Source organism: Terrabacter sp. NPDC000476, assembly GCF_040300125.1.
Taxonomy (GTDB): domain Bacteria; phylum Actinomycetota; class Actinomycetes; order Actinomycetales; family Dermatophilaceae; genus Terrabacter.
In genome coordinates this window covers 585,003-603,532 of sequence record NZ_JBEPDF010000001.1, presented here as the reverse complement: position 1 = coordinate 603,532, position 18,530 = coordinate 585,003, and the positions used below count along the sequence as shown (strand labels likewise).

17 protein-coding genes are annotated in these 18,530 nt (G+C 70.4%); 5 read left to right on the top strand and 12 right to left on the bottom strand.

The features are described from left to right. Window positions 1–48 precede the first annotated feature (48 nt). The 3 genes from ABT295_RS02825 to ABT295_RS02815 all read right to left on the bottom strand — a co-directional run bounded on the left by ABT295_RS02825 (window position 49) and on the right by ABT295_RS02815 (window position 4,080). On the bottom strand, window positions 49–360 hold the full coding sequence (locus tag ABT295_RS02825) for a hypothetical protein (RefSeq protein ID WP_020145887.1): 312 nt from the start codon (window positions 358–360) through the stop codon (window positions 49–51). A 468-nt stretch (window positions 361–828) separates the two neighbouring features. After that, window positions 829–3,258: a heavy metal translocating P-type ATPase gene (locus ABT295_RS02820; RefSeq protein WP_352392896.1), complete on the bottom strand. Its 2,430-nt coding sequence runs from the start codon at window positions 3,256–3,258 to the stop codon at window positions 829–831. A 186-nt stretch (window positions 3,259–3,444) separates the two neighbouring features. Continuing rightward, on the bottom strand, window positions 3,445–4,080 hold the full coding sequence (locus ABT295_RS02815) for a DUF305 domain-containing protein (protein WP_352392895.1): 636 nt from the start codon (window positions 4,078–4,080) through the stop codon (window positions 3,445–3,447). A 350-nt stretch (window positions 4,081–4,430) separates the two neighbouring features. On the opposite strand from ABT295_RS02815, the gene ABT295_RS02810 reads away from it, so the two are divergent. Continuing rightward, a complete protein-coding gene (locus tag ABT295_RS02810) occupies window positions 4,431–5,474 on the top strand; it encodes a HAMP domain-containing sensor histidine kinase (RefSeq protein ID WP_352392894.1) in 1,044 nt (347 codons plus the stop codon). Window positions 5,475–5,532: 58 nt separating this feature from the next. Here the strand turns inward: ABT295_RS02810 and ABT295_RS02805 are convergent, their stop codons facing one another. Beyond that, window positions 5,533–5,865, bottom strand: a complete 333-nt coding sequence (locus ABT295_RS02805; RefSeq protein ID WP_352392893.1) for an SHOCT domain-containing protein — start codon at window positions 5,863–5,865, stop codon at window positions 5,533–5,535. A 122-nt stretch (window positions 5,866–5,987) separates the two neighbouring features. Between ABT295_RS02805 and ABT295_RS02800 the strand changes: the two genes are divergently transcribed. Then, entirely contained in the window at window positions 5,988–6,701 is a 714-nt protein-coding gene (locus tag ABT295_RS02800; protein WP_352392892.1) for a response regulator transcription factor, read from the top strand. A gap of 68 nt (window positions 6,702–6,769) precedes the next feature. Here ABT295_RS02800 and ABT295_RS02795 read toward each other — a convergent pair whose 3' ends face one another. Continuing rightward, complete coding sequence (locus ABT295_RS02795) at window positions 6,770–7,726, bottom strand: cation diffusion facilitator family transporter (protein ID WP_352392891.1); 957 nt, start codon at window positions 7,724–7,726, stop codon at window positions 6,770–6,772. Window positions 7,727–7,881: 155 nt separating this feature from the next. After that, window positions 7,882–8,268 (bottom strand): ArsR/SmtB family transcription factor, encoded by a 387-nt coding sequence (locus ABT295_RS02790; protein WP_352392890.1) that lies wholly within the window; start codon window positions 8,266–8,268, stop codon window positions 7,882–7,884. A 152-nt stretch (window positions 8,269–8,420) separates the two neighbouring features. On the opposite strand from ABT295_RS02790, the gene ABT295_RS02785 reads away from it, so the two are divergent. The 3 genes from ABT295_RS02785 (at window position 8,421) to ABT295_RS02775 (ending at window position 11,940) form a co-directional block, all read left to right on the top strand. Then, on the top strand, window positions 8,421–9,854 hold the full coding sequence (locus tag ABT295_RS02785; RefSeq protein WP_352392889.1) for an IS110 family RNA-guided transposase: 1,434 nt from the start codon (window positions 8,421–8,423) through the stop codon (window positions 9,852–9,854). 437 nt (window positions 9,855–10,291) lie between these two features. Further along, window positions 10,292–10,849 (top strand): hypothetical protein, encoded by a 558-nt coding sequence (locus tag ABT295_RS02780; RefSeq protein ID WP_352392888.1) that lies wholly within the window; start codon window positions 10,292–10,294, stop codon window positions 10,847–10,849. Window positions 10,850–10,935: 86 nt separating this feature from the next. Next, window positions 10,936–11,940: an FtsW/RodA/SpoVE family cell cycle protein gene (locus ABT295_RS02775; protein ID WP_352392887.1), complete on the top strand. Its 1,005-nt coding sequence runs from the start codon at window positions 10,936–10,938 to the stop codon at window positions 11,938–11,940. 37 nt (window positions 11,941–11,977) lie between these two features. On the opposite strand, the gene ABT295_RS02770 is transcribed toward ABT295_RS02775, so the two are convergent. From ABT295_RS02770 to ABT295_RS02745, 6 genes are all read right to left on the bottom strand, one after another. Continuing rightward, the gene (locus ABT295_RS02770; protein WP_352392886.1) at window positions 11,978–12,796 is read right to left on the bottom strand and encodes an undecaprenyl-diphosphate phosphatase; all 819 of its coding nucleotides are present in this window, start codon (window positions 12,794–12,796) and stop codon (window positions 11,978–11,980) included. Next, window positions 12,793–14,319, bottom strand: coding sequence for a sodium/calcium exchanger protein (locus ABT295_RS02765; protein ID WP_352392885.1), 1,527 nt, complete (start codon window positions 14,317–14,319; stop codon window positions 12,793–12,795). The genes ABT295_RS02770 and ABT295_RS02765 overlap by 4 nt, the downstream gene beginning before the upstream one ends. Continuing rightward, entirely contained in the window at window positions 14,316–14,786 is a 471-nt protein-coding gene (locus ABT295_RS02760; protein WP_352392884.1) for a signal peptidase II, read from the bottom strand. Before ABT295_RS02760 ends, ABT295_RS02765 begins: the two co-directional genes overlap by 4 nt. A gap of 59 nt (window positions 14,787–14,845) precedes the next feature. Continuing rightward, the gene (locus tag ABT295_RS02755) at window positions 14,846–16,807 is read right to left on the bottom strand and encodes a heavy metal translocating P-type ATPase (RefSeq protein ID WP_352394681.1); all 1,962 of its coding nucleotides are present in this window, start codon (window positions 16,805–16,807) and stop codon (window positions 14,846–14,848) included. Further along, on the bottom strand, window positions 16,800–17,210 hold the full coding sequence (locus ABT295_RS02750) for an ArsR/SmtB family transcription factor (protein ID WP_502991123.1): 411 nt from the start codon (window positions 17,208–17,210) through the stop codon (window positions 16,800–16,802). Before ABT295_RS02750 ends, ABT295_RS02755 begins: the two co-directional genes overlap by 8 nt. 164 nt (window positions 17,211–17,374) lie before the next feature. Continuing rightward, entirely contained in the window at window positions 17,375–18,208 is an 834-nt protein-coding gene (locus tag ABT295_RS02745) for a ZIP family metal transporter (RefSeq protein ID WP_352392882.1), read from the bottom strand. Window positions 18,209–18,530: the final 322 nt, after the last annotated feature.

Below are 18,530 nucleotides of genomic sequence, written 5' to 3'. Positions count from 1 at the left end.
ACGGACGTCGTCCGACGAGCGGCATGAGCGGTCGTTCGCACGATCCGTCTAGCCTGCGGCGACCTGCTTGAGCGCTTGTCGCAGGTCCCGAAGTGCTGGGACGCCTCGCAACCCGTCCGGGGTGGAATAGAGCCGACAGGACAGCGCTACGGGTGCGTCAGGCGGCGCGAAGGGGTCGACGCCGTTGAGAAGGATCGTTGGGGAGCCGGTGAAGCCGCGTTCCTCCGCCTCGTCTTGGCTGTCGATGATGGTGCGGGTGATGGTGGCCTTCACGCGGGTGTCTGCCAAGGCGGCAGTGATCAGTTCAGCTGCCGCGGCCGCGTGCGGGCAGTCCGGTATGACCAGCAGTTCGATGTCCATGGTTACGGAAGGTACTTGCCGAGCCAGCGCAGTTTGCCGCCGATGGACCGGTTCTTATGCCACGCTCGGCGCACGACCACGGCACGGAGCTTTCGGAACTGTTCCCGGGCGAACGGGGCCGGCCCGTGCTTCCCCTCATCCTCGATCGCCCATGCCCGCTGGTGCACGAAGTGGGCGCACTGGAGACAGAGGTGCACCTCTGGGTGCTCGCCAAGATGAACCCTCCGGTCCGGGGCCTTGCTGGTGCCGCAGCACCAGCACTGGACGGTCCGACCATCGTTTCGGTCGCCTGCAGAGACGGACAGGGCGCTCATGCGCCCCATTGTTGCGCGCCCGCCTCAGCTCTCGGCAGTGCTCGCGGGCGTCGCGCGGTCATCGGCACGACGATCCTGTCCGCGGCATGATGAGCGCACGTCGACGCGCGCGAGACCAGCTGGGCTCCGATCCTGTTCGCGCCTTCGACCTTGGTCAAAGGCGCTCCCTGCGGAGTCTGAGGGCGTTGCTGATGACGCTGACGGATGACAGTGCCATGGCGGCGGCCGCGATCATCGGGGAGAGCAGCAGTCCGAACGTCGGGTAGAGGACGCCGGCGGCAAGGGGTATGCCGGCGGCGTTGTACATGAAGGCGAAGACGAGGTTCTGGCGGATGTTCGACATGGTGGCCTTCGACAGTGCCCGGGCGCGGACGATGCCGGTGAGGTCACCCTTGAGGAGGGTCACGCCGGCGCTCTCGATGGCGACGTCGGTGCCGGTGCTCATGGCGATGCCGACGTCGGCCGCCGTGAGCGCGGGTGCGTCGTTGACGCCGTCGCCGGCCATGGCGACTACGCGGCCTTCGGCGCGCGGGGCCTGCACGACGTCGCTCTTGTGGTCGGGGAGGACCTCGGCCTCGACTCGGTCGATGCCGAGTGTGCGGGCGACGGCGTCGGCGGTGACCTTGTTGTCGCCGGTGAGCATGACGACCTCGATACCGTCGGCGCGCAAGGCCTGCAGTGCGGCTGCGGTGGTGTCCTTGACGGGGTCGGCGATGGCGAGGACGCCGGCGACGCGACCCTCGATCGCGACGTAGACGGCGCTGGCGCCGTCGGCGCGAAGCCGGTCGGCCTCGGCGTCCACGCTGGCGGTGTCGACGTCCTGTCCGGTCAGGAACGCCTTGCTCCCCACCAGGACCTGCCGCCCCTCGACCGTGCCGGTTACGCCTTTGCCGACGGGGGCGTCGAAGTCCGCCACGTCCGGGATGCGCATCCCGGCATCGGTGGCGGCGCGGACGACGGCCATCCCGAGGGGATGCTCGCTGGCGCCCTCGACGCCCGCGGCGAGCCGGAGGACATCCTTCTCGTCCGTGCCGTCGGCGACGGAGATGTGCGTGACGGAGGGGCGCCCCTGGGTGAGGGTGCCGGTCTTGTCGACGACGAGAGTGTCGACCTTCTCCAGGAGCTCGAGCGCCTCGGCGTTCTTGATGAGGACACCGAGCGAGGCGCCGCGGCCGACGCCGACCATGATCGAGACCGGAGTCGCGAGGCCCAGGGCGCAGGGGCAGGCGATGATGAGGACGCTGACGGCGACGACGAGGGCGTGCGCGAGTCGCGGTTCGGGGCCGACGGTGGCCCAGACGATGAATGCCACGACGGCGGCGGCGATGACGACGGGCACGAACACCGCTGACACCTTGTCGGCGAGCCGCTGGATGGGAGCTCGGGAGCGTTGCGCGTCGGCGACCATCTGCACGATGCGGGCGAGCATCGTGTCGCGCCCGACATTGTCCGCGCGCAGGACGATTGACCCGGTCTGGTTCACGGTGCCGCCGATGACGGCATCCCCGGCCTGCTTGGTGACGGGCATCGACTCGCCGGTCACCATGGACTCATCCAGCGTCGAGCGACCGTCCTGGACGGCGCCGTCGACAGGGACGGACTCGCCGGGCCGGACGCGCAGCAGGTCGCCGACATGGACCTGGTCGAGGCTGACGTCGGCCTCCGTCCCGTCCGGGCCGATCCGATGTGCGGTCTTGGGGGTGAGGTCGAGCAGGGCGCGGATGGCGCCGGAGGTGCTCTCTCGGGCGCGCAGCTCGAGGACCTGCCCGAGCAGCACGAGCGTGGTGATGACGGCGGCGGCCTCGAAGTAGACATCGACGGTGCCGTCCATCCGGAAGGCCTCCGGAAACACCTGCGGCGCGACGGTGGCGACGACGCTGAACAACCAGGCCACGCCGGTGCCCATCGCGATCAGGGTGAACATGTTCAGCTTCAGCGTCCGGACCGAGGTCCACCCACGCTCGAAGAACGGCCACCCGGCCCACAGCACGACCGGGGTCGCCAGGACGAGCTGCCCCCAGGTGGCCACCGAAGCGGGGATGGCATCGTGCAGGGCGGGGATGAGGTCGCGGCCCATCGACAGGACCAGCACGGGGATCGTGAGGGCGACCGCGACCTTGAACCGGCGGGTCATGTCGGCCAGCTCGGGGTTGGGGCCGCTGTCCGCGGTCACGGTGACCGGCTCGAGGGCCATGCCACAGATGGGGCAGGTGCCAGGGCCTGGCCGCCGGATCTCGGGGTGCATCGGGCACGTCCACTCCGAGACGCCAGCTGCGGACTCCGCTGCGCCAGAACGGTGCTGACTGTGCGACCGGCCAGTGTGCTCGTGCCCGGCGTGGTCGTGCCCGGCGTGGCCGTGACTGGCGTGGTCGTGACCGATGCCGGCATGACCTTCCGGGCCGTAGAGGTATGCGTCGGGCTGCGCTTCGAACTTCGCACGGCAACTGGCGGAGCAGAAGTAGTAGTCGTGGCCGTCCCGCTCGATGTGGTGCTCGGTGGTGGCGGGGTCGACGTCCATGCCGCAGACGGGGTCCTGCACCAACGAGCCCGTCGGCGAGATCGAGTGTTCGCTGTGCGTGTCCATACCCTCAGCATACCCCCATGGGGTATAGGTGCAAGGGTTTCATGGGGCGGTCAGGTGCTCACCGTTCTGGTTCCCGGAGTTGAGCCAGGGCCGGGCGCGTCGGTGACGAGCCGGGCCCTTGGGTGGTGTTCATCCGCCGCGGGCGTTGGGTTGCCAGAGGCAAGGTCTCGCGCGCCCGTCGCTCAACTACAGGGGCGTCTTGAGCAGCGTGGTCATCATGGTGATCTCCTTCGTCTGTCCGTCGATGACGGCCTGGGCGAGCGCCTTGGCGTCCGGGCTCTGCCCCTGCGCGAGGTGGGTCTTGGCCATGGCGACGGCTCCTTCGTGGTGCTTGATCATCAGCTGCAGCCACATCCGGTCGAAGGCCGTCCCGGAGGCGTCCTTGAGGGCCACCATCGCCTGGGCACTCATCATCCCGTCCATGCTCGTGCCGCCCATGTCGTGGTCGCCGCTGGGCATGGGCGCTGCCCCCCAAGCGGTGAGCCAGCCGGTCATCGTCGCGATCTCCGGCTCCTGTGCGGCCTTGATCTGGGTGGCCAGGTTCTTGACCTCGGCGCTGCTGGCCTGGGTGAGCGCCATGTCGGCCATCTCGATGGCCTGCTGGTGGTGCGGCACCATGCTCGAGGCGAACGTGATGTCGGCCTGGTTGTGGACCGCGGCCGAGCCGCCGGCTGAGGCTGTCGCCGGCCCGCTGCCCATCGCGGTCATCGACCCGCCCGGCATCTGGTGTCCGGACGTCGTGTCGTTCGAGCTGCACGCGCCGACGGCGAGCGTGGCGGCGAGGGCGGCCGTGGCGGCAAGGGTCTTCAGGGTGCGGGTCACAGGTGCTTCCTTCGTCGGTGGTGCAAGGCGGGAGACGTCGGTCGGCGCCGACGGTTCACGGACGCCGGCTGATGCCTCGTGGATGCTGGTGGGTCCGGCAGGGCGACGGTGCAGCGGGGAGTGCGGGCCGGCGGTCCTGTGTACGAGGATGCGTGGGCGACGTTCAGGCCCGACTGCGGTTTCCTGAAGGTTCGGTCAAGATCGACGTCGACCGCTGCATGGCCCGCGTGCACCAGTGATGACGGCGCCACACTGGGGTCATGGTGAGCACCCCTCGTCCTGATGTCCCGCGTTCCCGGTGGGCGACCCGGTCGCTGGGTACGCGGCTCATGGTGGCCCAGGGCACCGTCGTGACCGCCGGCATCCTCACCGCCAGCACCGTCGCCGCGCTGATCGGTCCGCCGCTGTTCCACGAGCACCTGCTTCGGGCGGGGATGTCCGCGACCGCATCGGAGCTCGAACACGTCGAGCAGGCCTACAACGAGGCCAGCTTCGTCTCGCTCGGCGTGGCGCTGGTCATCGCGGTGCTGTGCGCTCTGGGAGTGACTTGGTACGTGGCTGGCCGCCTGACACGCCCCCTGGCGGTGCTGACGACGGCCGCTCATGAGATGGGGCAGGGCAACTACGCCGCGCGGGCCACGGTCTCGGACGCCGGACCGGAGCTCTCGAGCCTCGCAGAGGCGTTCAACGGCATGGCCGGACGCCTTGGTGACGCCGAGAGGACCCGACGGCGGCTCGTCGGTGACGTTGCGCACGAGATGCGCACGCCGGTCGCGACCCTCGCCGCCTACCTCGACGGCCTCGACGACAAGGTCGTCGAATGGGATGAGCCGACGGCCGCGCTGTTCCGGTCGAACATCGAGCGGCTGACCCGCCTGTGCGACGACATGTCGGCCGTCTCACGGGCGGAGGAGGGTCATCTCGAGCTGAGGCGGGGCAGCGTGCCGGTGCGTGAACTGATCGAGTCCGCAGAGCGGGAAGCGCGGCCGGGGTTCACAGCCAAGGGAGTGTGGCTCGAGCTCGGCTCGTGCGTCGATGCTCGGGTGGTCGCCGACGCGGAGCGGGTCGGTCAGGTCCTGACCAACTTGCTCACCAACGCCCTGCGACACACCCCAGCCGGCGGAGAGGTCATCATGTCGGCTGCCCGGGCCGGCGCAGACGTGCAGCTCGTCGTGCAGGACACCGGCGAGGGACTCGGCCCCGACCAGCTCACCCACGTGTTCGAGCGGTTCTACCGCGGTGATGCCGCGCGCACCCGGGATGCCCGCGGCAGCGGCGTCGGCCTCACGATCGCGAGGGCGATCGCTGAGGCTCACGGCGGTCGACTCACCGTGACCAGCCCTGGCAGTGGGCACGGCGCCACGTTCACCCTCTCGCTCCAGGCGGCAGCCTGACGCGCACCGGACTCCCGGCCGGAGAAGTACTGCCGGGAGCCCGGCGCGTCGCTGTGCGTCATCCAGAGATTGCGCGGTCGCGACCCAACCGCGGGTCACTCTCGACGAGCGCGTTGCGCGTGCGCGCGTACTCGTCGACATCGATCTCGCCCCGCGCCAGCCGGGCCTGCAGCACCTCGAGAGGCGCTGCCGCCCGGCTCGGATCCTCCCCATGATCGGCGATGCGCATGATCTCCTCGGTGCGGCTCGCGCCTGCGCTCGTGACCGTGCCACGTGGACCTCCGAAGGCCCATCGGACCGCGAACACCACGGCAGCCCAGAAGGCCACGGTGCCGCCGCCCATGACCAGCCACATCCACGGAGTCGAGCCCATCCCGGAGTTCCACATCATGTGCACCACGATCCGCCTGCCGCCTGTAGTCCTGACACTGAGTTCATGAAGATCTGACGAAGATGCGCACGGCGACCGGGCGGGCGGCGAGCTCCGCCGCCACCGCCCACCAAACTGGATCCATGAGCCACAGCAGTGAGGCCGCCCCTGCGCGCGTGCTGGTCGTCGAGGACGAGAAGGACCTCGCGCGAATGGTTGCGGCCTACCTGGAACGGGCCGGCTACGAGGTGCACGTCGCCCATGACGGACGAGAAGCGGTCGAACAGGCCCGTTCAATCGAGCCCGAGGTCATCGTCCTGGACCTCGGGCTGCCCGGCCTCGACGGCATCGAGGTCTGCCGCCAGGTCCGCACCTTCTCCAACTGCTACGTCTTCATGCTCACCGCCAGAGCCGAAGAGGTGGACCTGCTCGTCGGGCTGTCCGTCGGTGCCGACGACTACCTCACCAAGCCCTTCAGTCCCCGCGAGCTCGTCGCACGCGTTCAGGTGCTGCTCCGCCGCCCGAGGGCCGCAGGCGCCCGTGAAGAGGGGCACGAGCTGCGGGTCTTCGGTGATCTCCTCATCGACACCGAGGCGCGACGGGTGACCCTCGCCGGGATGCTGGTGGAGCTGACGCGGACCGAGTTCGACCTGCTCGCTGCGCTGAGTGCCCGTCCGCGGCTGGCGTTCACCCGACGGCAGATCATAGACGCCGTGTGGGACCCCGCCTGGGTCGGCGACGAGCACATCGTCGACGTCCACGTCGCCCATATCCGACGCAAGCTCGGCGACGACCCAACCCGACCGCGCTACATCGACACCGTCCGAGGCGTCGGCTACCGCATGGGCAGCGGCTGACCCGGCCCCGTCCTCGTCCAGCCCGCAGGGCGGCGGGGCGGCGTTGATGGACGTCGCGCCCCCTTTACCTAGGCGGGGGGTACAGCGTGCTCCGCCTGGTGGGCCGGGTAGGCGTGCACCACCGCGGACCGGAGCTTGGGAGTCGTTCGCACGAGCTCGACCTCAGCGCGGTGGGCCACGGCGTGCGCGTCGAGGAGGCTGGTGCTCGCCTCGACGTCGAGCTCTGCCTCGGCTCGGATCTCGTGGCCGATCCACCGCATCCGGACGCTGCGCACGCGGGTGACGCCCGGGACGTCCGCGAGCGTCGTCTCGGCGGCTTCGACGAGCTCGGGCTCGATGCCGTCCATGAGGCGTCGGAAGACGTCGCGGGCCGCGGTGCGCAGCACCATCACGATCGCAACGGTGATGATGAGGCCGACCACCGGGTCAGCCCAGGTCCACCCGACGGCTACGCCGGCGGCGCCCACGAGCACCGCGAGGGAGGTGAGTCCGTCGGTACGCGCGTGGTGCCCGTCGGCGACGAGGGCAGCCGAGCCGATGGCCCGTCCCTCACGGATCCGGAAGAGAGCCACCGCCTCGTTGCCGAGGAAGCCGACGAAGCCAGCGAGGGCGACCCAGCCGAGGTTGTCCACCGGGGCGGGGTGCAGCAGCCGGCTGACGGCCTCCCAGCCGGCGATCACGGCTGACAGCGCGATCATGGCGATGACGAACAGGCCGGCGAGGTCCTCGGCGCGGCCGTAACCGTAGGTGTAGCGCCGGGTCGCCGCACGTCGTCCCAGGGCGAAAGCGATCCAGAGCGGCACGGCGGTCAACGCGTCCGAGAAGTTGTGGATGGTGTCGGCCAGCAGCGCCACCGACCCCGAGACGTACACGACGGCGAGCTGGGCGAGGGCGGTGACCCCGAGCACGACGAGGCTGATCTTGACGGCCCGGATCCCGCGCTCGCTCGACTCGAGCGCCGAGTCGATCGAGTCCGCAGCGTCGTGCGAGTGCGGCCGCACCGCATGGCGGAGCCGGGCCCACACGCCGCTCCCGTGGACGTGTCCGTCAGAGTCATGGCTTCCGCTGTTGCGCTCATGAGCGTGGTCGCGCGCGTGATTCAGCCCGGGACTGCGGTGGTGGCGCTCGTGGTCATCTGGGCCGTCATGGGCCCGTGCCTGGTGGTGGTGCTCAGAGGCGCTCATCGACGCTGCCCACTTCCGGTGATCGCGGTGATGGTCGAGCCGGTGGACTGGTGGTGCGCCGGGATGCCGTCGGAGGCGTGCTCGGCGTTGTGGATCGCATCGCGCACCAGGCTCGCCACATGGTCGTTCTCGACCCGGTAGAACACCTGGTTGCCCTCGCGCCGGGTCCGAACCATGCGTGCCATCCGCAGCTTGGCCAAGTGCTGAGATACCGCTGGCGCCGGCTTGCCCACGGCCTCGGCGAGCTGGTTCACCGAACACTCGGACTCCCGCAGCTCCCACAGGAGCCGGATGCGGGTGCCGTCCGCGAGCATCCGGAAGATCTCGACCGCCAGCTCGACCTGCTCATCCGGCAGGCCGGCATCTTGCGTATCTGCATCCATGCGCAGATTCTAACGCTCGCGCGGCCAGCCCTCGACGACGCTTGTGCTACGGACTGACGCCAGCACGCCGTCGATGACCCAGGCGTCAGCTCTTCGGCACGAGGGCGCACGGTCAGCGGCATAGAAAGGCGTTCTGCGCGCTCGGGTCTGGCGTGGCGAACGTCCTCCCTGATGCGCTTGTCGGGCTTGGTGTCCCATCGCATCGGAGGAGGACGTTCATGTCTCACGGTAGTGGTGTTTCCCGCGGGGATCGGAACCGGAACGCTCGGCTTTCCAAGCTGCGCATCGCGGTCCCGGTCACGAACGCGATCGTCGGCATCGACCTGGCCGACCGCAAGCAGATGCTCGTCGTCACGGACCACGACTCGAAGGTGCTGGCCCGGCGGACGTTCCGGTGCAAGGCGTGGGACCTCGGCTCGGCGCTGGACTGGGCCGCCGACGGCGCCATGCACGCAGGGTTCGCCGGCGTGACGGTGGCGTGCGAGCCGACCGGGCACCGGTGGATGGTCCTCGCGCAGCTCGCCGCCGAGCGCGGGATGGCGTTCGTGTGCGTCCAGCCGGCCGCCTCGTCCTGGGCGCGGAAGAGCGAGGACCTCACGACCGACAAGACCGACGACAAGGACGCCGTCCTGATCGCCCGGCTCACGGCGCAGCTGCGCTGCTACCTGCCCGAACCGGTCGACGAGTCCAACGCGACCTGGACCCGGCTGCGGCACCTCGGCGCCCGCCGCGAGGAACTCGTCCGCGAGCACGTCACCGCCGTGCAGACCATCCAGGACCTGCTCGAGTGCGTGTGGCCGGCCGCGCTCGAGACCGCGAAGCAGCCGTTCAAGTCGGCCACGTGGGTCGCCGCGTTGACGGTCGTCGTCCGCCGTGACGCTGGGGACTTGAACCGCACGAAGCGGCTCGGACCGGCGCGGTTCGAGCGGGCCGTCCGCGCGGAAGTCACGCGCCGAGGCGGGGTCCGACCCTGCCTGCCGATCGTCCGCCGCCTCTTCGCCGCCCTGACCGACACTGCCGGGGTGGTGGCGCACCGGCCGGCGGTGTTCGAACGGCTCGAGTGGACCCTGGCCGACTGGGACGACGCCCGCGCAAAGCTCACGGATGTCGAGGTGCGCATGGTGTCCGTGCTCGACGAGCTGGGCCTGACAGCCCTCGTGACGAGCATCGACGGGCTGTCACCGGTCGGCGCCGCGGCGATCCTCGCCCAGACCGGCGACCTGCGCAGGTTCACCTCCGCGCGGGCCGTGGTCAAGCACGCAGGCCTGGCGCCCCGGGAACGGAAGTCCGGCACCTTCACCGGCAAGGCGCGCGTCACCGGCGCCGGGCGGCCACAGCTGCGGGTCGCGGCCTGGCGGGCGGTGTGGGGGTGCCTGCAGACGAACCGGGTGTACGCCGCCCGCTACCGCCACCTCACCACCCGCGAGGCCAACCGGCTGACCCCGACCCAAGCGCAGACCGCGGTCGCGGCAGCGATCCTGCGCCAGCTGTACGCGGTCGTCGTCCAGCAGCGGGCGTGGGACCCGGTCATCGCCGCCCATGGCACGAACGCGTGGAAGGAATCCATGAGCAACACTGCGGCATAGAGATATCCGGCCCGACGCGGCCCGCCCATCATCGCGAGGCGGCAGCGTCCAATGAGCTGGGGCGGGGTGAGCCTTCCGCGGCATCGAGAACCCAGAGGTATCTCGCCGACCATCACAGGCCGCCCCGTCCCGTCGTCGACACAACCCGATCACACGCTGCCGAGCACGACCTCGATTAGCTATGCAGGGACCACGACGAGACACCGGCACCCGCCCAGCCCTTGACGCTAAACACCTCACGCTGATGGTCGGACGCCGTCCGACGAGCGGCATGATCGGACGTGCGTCCGACGAGCGGCATGGTCGGACGCCCGTCCGACGAGCGTTGAGCGCGCACCCGGGTGCGCCAAGCCCTTGGCTATGGGTCACATGGTGCGCGCCTCCGAGAGTTGCGCAACACCTGTGGATGTTCTTCGGCCCGCGCGGTAAACACGGCCATGGGAATCTTCTCGCGAATCGGTCTGCTACGTCGTAGCCGTCGCGCCTTCCTGGGCGCTCTCGTTGCCATCCCCCTCCTGGTCGTCACCACATCGCTTCCCGCGAATGCCGCAGAGAACGTCGGCGTGACGGTCACCAAGGGCTCGGCCGCGAAACTGGTTGTCTCCCCATGGGCTCAGAACTACCGCGACACCGCCTACGACAACGGCCCGTGTAGTGCCAGCGTCAACATGATCATGCGGGCGTCATGGAGCGTGGACTCAGTGACCTCGACATCGATCCACGTGAACTCGCTCAAACTCGAGTTCCGCACCCTATGGCCGATGTCCCTCGCTGGCGGTTTCATCGGTTCGACCACGTACCGGTCCGGCTCCAGCAGCTACACCGCCAGCACCTCGACCCGGACCCTGATCTACAACATCAACCGGACATACTCCTGGAGCTCTGCGGGACAGCTCGCCACGCGACAGAACTACACCTTCGACACCAAGGGGCTTCCGGCAATCTGCGGAGTGGGCACGATGCGCAGTCTCGTGTTCACGATGATCCGCGGGTGAGTGCCACCGGGAGGCGGCTCACCTGGAGATGGGCCGCCTCCCGGCATGCCGTTTGCGTAGGTTTCTGACGCAACACAGCGAGCGGCATGGTCGGACGTCGTCTGACGAGCGGCATGGTCGGCCGCCCGTCCGACGAGCGGCAAAGTCGGACGAGCGTAGCCGTCCTCCACGCGGCATGGTCGGACGCCCGTCCGACGAGCGGCATGGTCGGACGCCCGTCCGAGCCGTCCGAGTTCGCGAAGATCGCCTTGGTGCTGACGGGGGCCACCATTCTTGCGAACAAGGGCGGCCGTGTCGGGGACTGGCGGCACGTCGTGCTCCCGTATGTGGTGCCGATCTCGGGGATGGTTCTGGCGCTTGTGCTCGCCGGTCATGATCTGGGCACAGCGATGGTGATGAGCATCCTTATCGCCGCGGTGCTGTCGGTCGCGGGGGCGCCACTTCGGGTGTTCCTCATCGGTGGTCTGGCGGTGGCGGCAGGTGTTCTGTTGTTGGTTGGCGGGAGCGGTAACCGCGTGGGCAGAATCAGTAACTTTCTCGATGCTGCCTGCCGTGCCGACCCGAACGGCGCGTGCGGACAGTCGGTGCATGGGCTGTATGCGTTGGCGGACGGGGGGTGGTGGGGCGTCGGCCTGGGCGCCTCGAAGGAGAAGTGGGCGTGGCTGTCTGAGGCGCAGAACGACTTCATCTTCGCCATCATCGGCGAAGAGCTCGGTCTCCCCGGAACCCTGGTTGTGCTGGTCCTGTTCGGGCTGCTCGCGTGGTGCTGTTATCGGCTGGTGGTCCGGGCTCGTGACCCGTTCGTGCGTATCGCCACCGCTGGTGTTATGGCGTGGCTGATGGGCCAGGCCGTCATCAATATCGGCTCGGTCATCGGGTTGGTCCCGGTGATCGGCGTGCCGCTGCCGTTGGTGTCTGCAGGGGGGTCCTCGATGGTCACGACGTTGCTGGCTCTGGGCATGTTGCTGTCGTTCGCGCGGGCAGAGCCTGGCTGCGCGGCGTTGCTTGCCGGTCGCGGTCCGGGACTGGTACGCCGGATCATTGCGGGGGGCCGCACCGGTGTGGCTGGCCGCGGCACTAGCCGCAGCTAAGCCACCGTTGGCGTCGGGTTTGTCACACCTCGGACCTTCAGGGCGCGATGAGCCCGGTGCCGATCAGCCCGAGCAACAGGACGCCGAGCCCGACTCGGTACCAGACGAATGGCGTGAACCGGTGGGTGCTGATGTAGCGCAGGAACCAGGCGATGACGAGGTAGCCGGTGCCGAAGGCCACCACCGTTGCGAGGATGGTGGGCCCCCACTCCGGTGTGAGGCCCTCATCCAGTTTCGTCAGTTCCAGCCCGCCGGAGGCGAGCACTGCGGGAACGGCCAGCAGGAACGCGTACCGGGCCGCAGCGGTCCGGGTGTAACCGAGCAGGAGCCCGGCGCTGATCGTGCCTCCGGAGCGGGAAACCCCCGGGATGAGCGCCAGCGCCTGGGCCGTGCCCAGGGCCAGGGCGTGCCGGGTGGTGAGCGCCTCCAGTGGCCGGCGGTTGGCCGCGACCCGGTCGGCGAGGCCGAGGACAAGCCCGAAGACGATCAGGGTGGCCGCGACCAGGCGCAGGTCACGGAGCGCCGTCTCGATCGTGTCCTGGAAGGCCAGCCCGAGGAGGCCGATCGGGACGGTGCCGATGATGACGTACCACCCCAGGCGAGCGTGAGGGTCCGACCGCGGCACCCGGCCGCGCAGGGAACGTGTCCACGCCGTCACGATGACGGCGATGTCGCGGCGGAAGTAGAGCAGCACCGCTGCCTCGGTCCCGAGCTGCGTGACGGCGGTGAACGCGGCGCCCGGGTCGGGCCAGCCGGCCAGCGCCGCCACCACGCGTAGGTGCGCCGAGGAGGAGATCGGTAGGAACTCGGTCAGTCCCTGCACGAAACCCAGCACGAGCGCGATCCCCCAGCTCACCTGTGGCCTCCCGCGCCGGTCGAGCCATCGGGCTGTGAGGACGAGTGCCAGTCCCGCGCGCGAGTGGGCCACAGCCCGGTGCGCATGACCCGCGTCAGATGGTGGCGGCGTGCCGCCAGCAGGGCCGCGCCGAGCGCGAGGTACACCCCGGCGATGGTCAGCCGCACGGTGCCGGCCCAGTCGGCCGGCGCCGTCCACGCGGCCACGAACTGGGCGGTGAACAACCCGAGCAACGACCAGGCTCCGGCCCGGGTGAGTGTCCCGGTGACCACCAGCGCGACCGCGAACACCGACTGCGCGGCGGTCAGGAGCAGCTCTTCTCGTTGCACCGGGTCGATGGGGAGCACGGTCAGTGATCCTGCCGAGAGCGCGAACACCAGCGGCAGAATCCCGACCAGCAGCGTCCACTGGTTGATCTTCGAGGAGATCAACGCCCCGAGGGCGGCCGACGACTGCAGCTTGAGCGCCAGCAGCAGGACCGCGATGAACTCCGGCGTCTCCGAGGCCAGCGGTGCGACCCACTGCACGAGCAGGAACTGGCTGACGTGCAGCTGTTCGCCGGTGGCGACCAGGCTCTCGGCGAACGGTTCGGCGACTGCGAGAATGATGAGCGCCGCAGCCGCGAGCATGCCGACGGTGATGATGCGGCGGAGCCGTGTGGGCAGCTGCGCGACCGCCGCGGCGGGACCGAACAACTCATCGGCCTCATCGTCGCTGTCGTCGGTGGCTGCGCCCGGCTGCGGGGCTGCTGCCGTCGGGTCGTCGTCCGTGGCGGGACCCGGGTCCTGCTCCGGTTCGCGTTGGCGCTGGGGCTCGAGGGCCCTGACTCGCCACAAGTACGCGCTGAAGATGGCGAACAGGATGACCGTATCGATGATCGTGAGGCTCGAGCGCAGCGGCAGCGTCAACGCGTAAGCGCTGGCGACGGCGAGATAGGCGAGCTCGACCACCTGAACGCGCTGCAGCCGCACCGCACTACGCGCCTCCCCGCCCTCATCGTCAGGGCCCATTCCAACCTCGGAACCTGACCCGTGGGCTTCGGTGGTGCCGCCGACCTCCGGTTGGTGCGCGCCCAGCACTGGCTGGCCGGCGCGGCGGGAACGGCGGGCCGCCGTAATCGCCACCAATGCCACCACGGACCAGCCGACACCGATGAGCAGCCGGTTCGCCCCCGTCATGTTCGCCAGTGCAAGTGGCGCATAGGTGGCCGGGTCCTGGCCGGCCAGCCAGGCGAAGACGACGTCGACCGCGTACTCGGGTAGGACCGCGACGAGCGCCAGCAGCGCCAGCGCCAACCCCTCGCCCAGATCGATCTCCGCGAGCTCGGTGCCCCACGTCAGTAGAAAGGCGGCGCCGATCACCGCCGCCGCATACCCGGCGGCCGCAGCTGCCGGGGGAACAGACGTGCCGCTGACGTGCAACCACAACCCCGGGAGGGCAGCCGTCAACGGCAGCGCCAGACCGGCCGCGATCCGCATCGTGACCGGGCGTGCTGTCGCGGCTGCTGGCGAGCGGTAGCTCACCTTCGCGCTCCTCGTGCAACGGCGGGCCCGTCGGTCCGGACCGGGCCGTTTCGGACCACGTTGCTGAGGACCAGCAGAACCGCGCCGACCACGATGGCTGCGTCCGCACGGTTGAACGTGGGCCACCCACCGGAGTGCAGGTAGTCGGTCACCACCCCGTCAACGGCGCGGTCGGTGAGGTTCGCGACCGCGCCACCGAGAACCGCGGCGAACGCGGTCATCTGCAGCCGGGACCCGCTCGGCGCAGCCCGGTACACGACGGCAGCCACCCCCGCGGTCACGACCGCCGTCACGGTCAGGACCACACCCGGCGGTACGGCGGCGGCGAGCGAGAACGCCACCCCCGGGTTGTATCCCAGGCGCAGGTCCACCGGGCCCGCCTCGATCCCGGTGGGTGGCACCACCGCCTGGGCCCACACCTTGACGCCGAGATCAACCATCGCCACCACGGCCGCGGCGGCGAACACGGTGGCCCGTCGCCCGGCCGCCGGAACCCCCCGCGGCGGCTGGGCGCGCGGCAGTGTGCTCACCGGGCGTCCGAGAGGCTGGGCGACCCGGCCAAGTCGGACACGCGGCTGGCCGGCAGGGCCGGGGCGCGACCGGCGCGGACCCCGTTGGCGATGATGACGACCTCGGCGACCTCGTGGACGAGCACGACGGCCGCGAGCCCGAGGACGCCGAACAGGGCCAGCGGCATCAGTGCCGTGATGATGGCCAGGGACAGGCCGACGTTCTGCAGCATGATCCGGCGGGCGTGACGGGCGTGGTCGAGCGCCTGCGGCAGGTGCCGCAGGTCCTCACCCATGAGCGCCACGTCGGCCGTCTCGATCGCGACGTCGGTGCCCATCGCACCCATCGCGATCCCGAGATCGGCCGTCGCCAAGGCCGGCGCGTCGTTGACGCCGTCGCCCACCATCGCCGTCGGACGCTGCTCGCGCAGGCGAGTGATGATCGCGGCCTTGTGCTCCGGCAGGAGGTCGGCGTGTACCTCGGTGATCCCGGCCTCGGTGGCCAGCGCGGTCGCGGTGGCCCGGTTGTCACCGGTCAGCATCGTCACCGTGTACCCGGATCCGCGCAGGTCCGCGATGACCTCGGCGGCCTCGGGACGCAGCTCGTCACGCACGGCGATGGCGCCGATCACGGCCCCGTCGAGCTCGACGAGCACCGCGGTGGCGCCGCCGCGTTGCATCCGCTGGATGTCGCCCGCCAGGGGCCCGTTCGGTAGCCAGCCAGGTCGGCCCAGCCGAGCCGCGCGTCCGTCGATGGTGCCGGTCAGGCCGGCTCCGGTGACGGTCTCGACGTCCTGGGCGTCGGCCACGGTCTCGACAGCCGCGATGATGGCCCGGGCCAGGGGGTGCTCACTGCGGGCCTCGAGCGCGGCGGCAACCGCCAGCACCTCTGCCCGGCTGACGCCATCGACCGAGGTGACCTCGACGACACGGGGCCGATTCGCGGTCAGGGTGCCGGTCTTGTCCAGCGCGATCCCGCGAACCGCGCCGAGTGCCTCCAAGGCGGCTCCGCCCTTGACGAGGACCCCGAGGCGGCTGGCCGCGCCGACCGCGGCGACCACGGTGACCGGTACCGAGATGGCCAGCGCGCAGGGCGAGGCCGCCACCAGCACGACGAGGGCTCGTTCGATCCATGTCGCTGGCTCACCGAGCACGCTGCCCACAACGGCGATGAGGGTGGCGGCAATAAGAACTCCCGGCACGAGCGGCTTGGCGATCCGGTCGGCAAGTCGCTGGCTGGCGCCCTTGCGGGACTGCTCGGCCTCAACGATCCGCACGATCCGGGCCAGAGAGTTGTCGGCGGCGGTCGTGGTGACCTGCACCTCGAGGACGCCGGTGCCGTTGATCGACCCGGCGAACACCTCGCTGCCGGGGCCAGCCTCGACGGGCACCGACTCGCCGGTGATGGCCGAGACGTCCAGGGCGGTTCGGCCGGTGCGGATCACGCCGTCGGTGGCAACCCGCTCCCCGGACCGCACCAGCATCAGGTCCCCGACCCGCAGCTCGGCCGGCGCCACGACGAGCTGGCCTCCGTCCCGAAGGATCGTCGCCTGCTCGGGAACCAGCGACAGCAGGGCACGCAACCCGCGACGGGTCCGGGCCAGCGAGTACTCCTCGAGCCCTTCACTGATCGAGTAGAGGAACGCGAGCATCGCGGCCTCGCCTACCTCGCCGAGCAGCACCGCCCCGACCGCGGCGATCGTCATCAGCGTCCCGACACCGATCTTGCCCTTGACCAGCCGTTTCACCGTGCCCGGCACGAAGGTGGACGCGCCCGCGAGCAGCCCCGCCCACAACAGCACCTGCTCAAGCACGTCCGGGCCGCCCCGCCACCTCGTGACATAGCCCGCCACCAGCAGCACCCCGGCAACCGCGGCCGCACGCAGCTCGTCGACGTCGACCAGCCGCTGCGGCGCCTCTTCGCCGCCCTCGGGGGCGCTCACCGGCTCATCTCCGCCGCAGCCACATGCGTCACTCATGCGCGGCCACCTCCTCCGCTGCGCCGGCCCGGACCCCGGTGGAGGCCGCGGACGGCAGGCCGTCACTGCAGCCGTAGTTCGGACACAGCGCCACCGCCTCACCGGTCAGCGCCAGCAGCCGCTCGGCGCTGGCGAGCAGATCCATCAGCTCAGGGTGGGCCAGGGAGTAGAACATCTGCCGCCCCTCCGGGCGCCCGACGATGAGCCCGCAGTCACGCAGGCACGCCAGGTGCCCCGAGACGGTGCCCTGGGCAAGCCCGAGGACGGCGGTCAGGTCAACGACCCGCCGCTCACCAGCGGCCAGCTGCGCCACGATCGCGAGCCGGGTCCGCTCTCCCAGCCCGTGAAACAGGGCAGCCCCGCGCATGAGGTCGGCGGCAGCCGGAACATCCAACGTCGTCATTGCCATGTCCCGATGATAGCGGCTAGAAGGGAGCCTGCTGACTCCGGTCGCGGTACCGGCAGACCCCACCTGCTCATCGGGCTGGGGCTACAGGCGGAAGCCGAACTCGAGTCAAGTACCTCTTTGGCGGCCCCGCGCGTGAGCCGCGCTGGGCCGGGGTAGCGCTACCCGGTGAGCTCCCCGAGGACGTAGACGGCGAGGAAGCCGAGGAAGAACATCGCGGCCAAGGCCGTGGTCTCGGTGTGTTCGTGGGCTTCGACGAGGAGCTCTTCCACGGCCAGGTAGAGCAGGGCGGCAGCACCGAAGGCGAGCACGGCGGCGAGGGCGGCCGGTCCCGCACCGGCGAGGAGCGCGGCTCCGCCGACCGCGCCGACGGCGGTCAGCAGGGCCAGCCCGACGACGGTGGCAGCGGACTGGGCACGGTTCAGACCGGCTTCGGTCAGCTCGCTGCCGAGCGACAGCGACAGGAAGAGGATCTCGAGGGTCAGGGCGATGGTGAGGATGAGGCCCTGCGCGGCGCCGAGGACTGCCCCGAGACCGACGAGGAGCCCGTCGATGACGAGATCCACCCCGACAGCGACGAGCAGGCCCAGGGGCAGTGCGACCGCCGCTCGGCGCGCGACCTGTCGGGTGACGGAGGTGGCCAGTCCGCGCGCGTGTTGCGAGCTCGCGGTTGAGGCTGCTGCCGAGTGGGACCCGGTGGCGGACGTCGGGGCCGAGGCGGCCGTGGCCTCCTGGCGGCGGGAGTAGGCGGCCATGGCAAGCATGACGATGACGCCGGCGGTGAACCCGAGGACGGCGTAGGGCAGGTTGCCCTCCTCGCGCAGGCTCGGCAGGACCTCTCCGGCCAGGGCGGCGACCACGACGCCTGCGGCGAAGTGCTGGATGGCGCTGACCAGTCGAGGTCCGGGCGGTCGGAGGATGGACACGGCGGTGCCGCCGGCGGCTGCTGCCACCGGAAACGCGACGAGCGTCAAGGCGTGGGTCACGGCACTCACTGGGGGTCCTTTCGTCGGGACCGGTCACGCACCCAGAGGGTGAGCATGGTCCCCAGTAGAAGAGCCGCGATGCCGGCCCAGGCCCAGGAGTGGTTCTCGGGCTCTGTCGACGGGGGGACGGTGTGGGCCGGGTCTTCGTCGGGGGCTACGTGGGGTGGGTCGGTTGGGGAGGTCGCAGGGGCTGGGGAAGTCGGGGACGCCGGGGAAGGGGTGGGGCCCTGCGCAGGAGGCCCGGCCGCAGCGAGGACGAGTGAGGCGTCCGCGGCTGATGTCCCGGGTGCCAGCGCCCCGGCCCTCGCAGGCGCTGACACCACGCCGATGA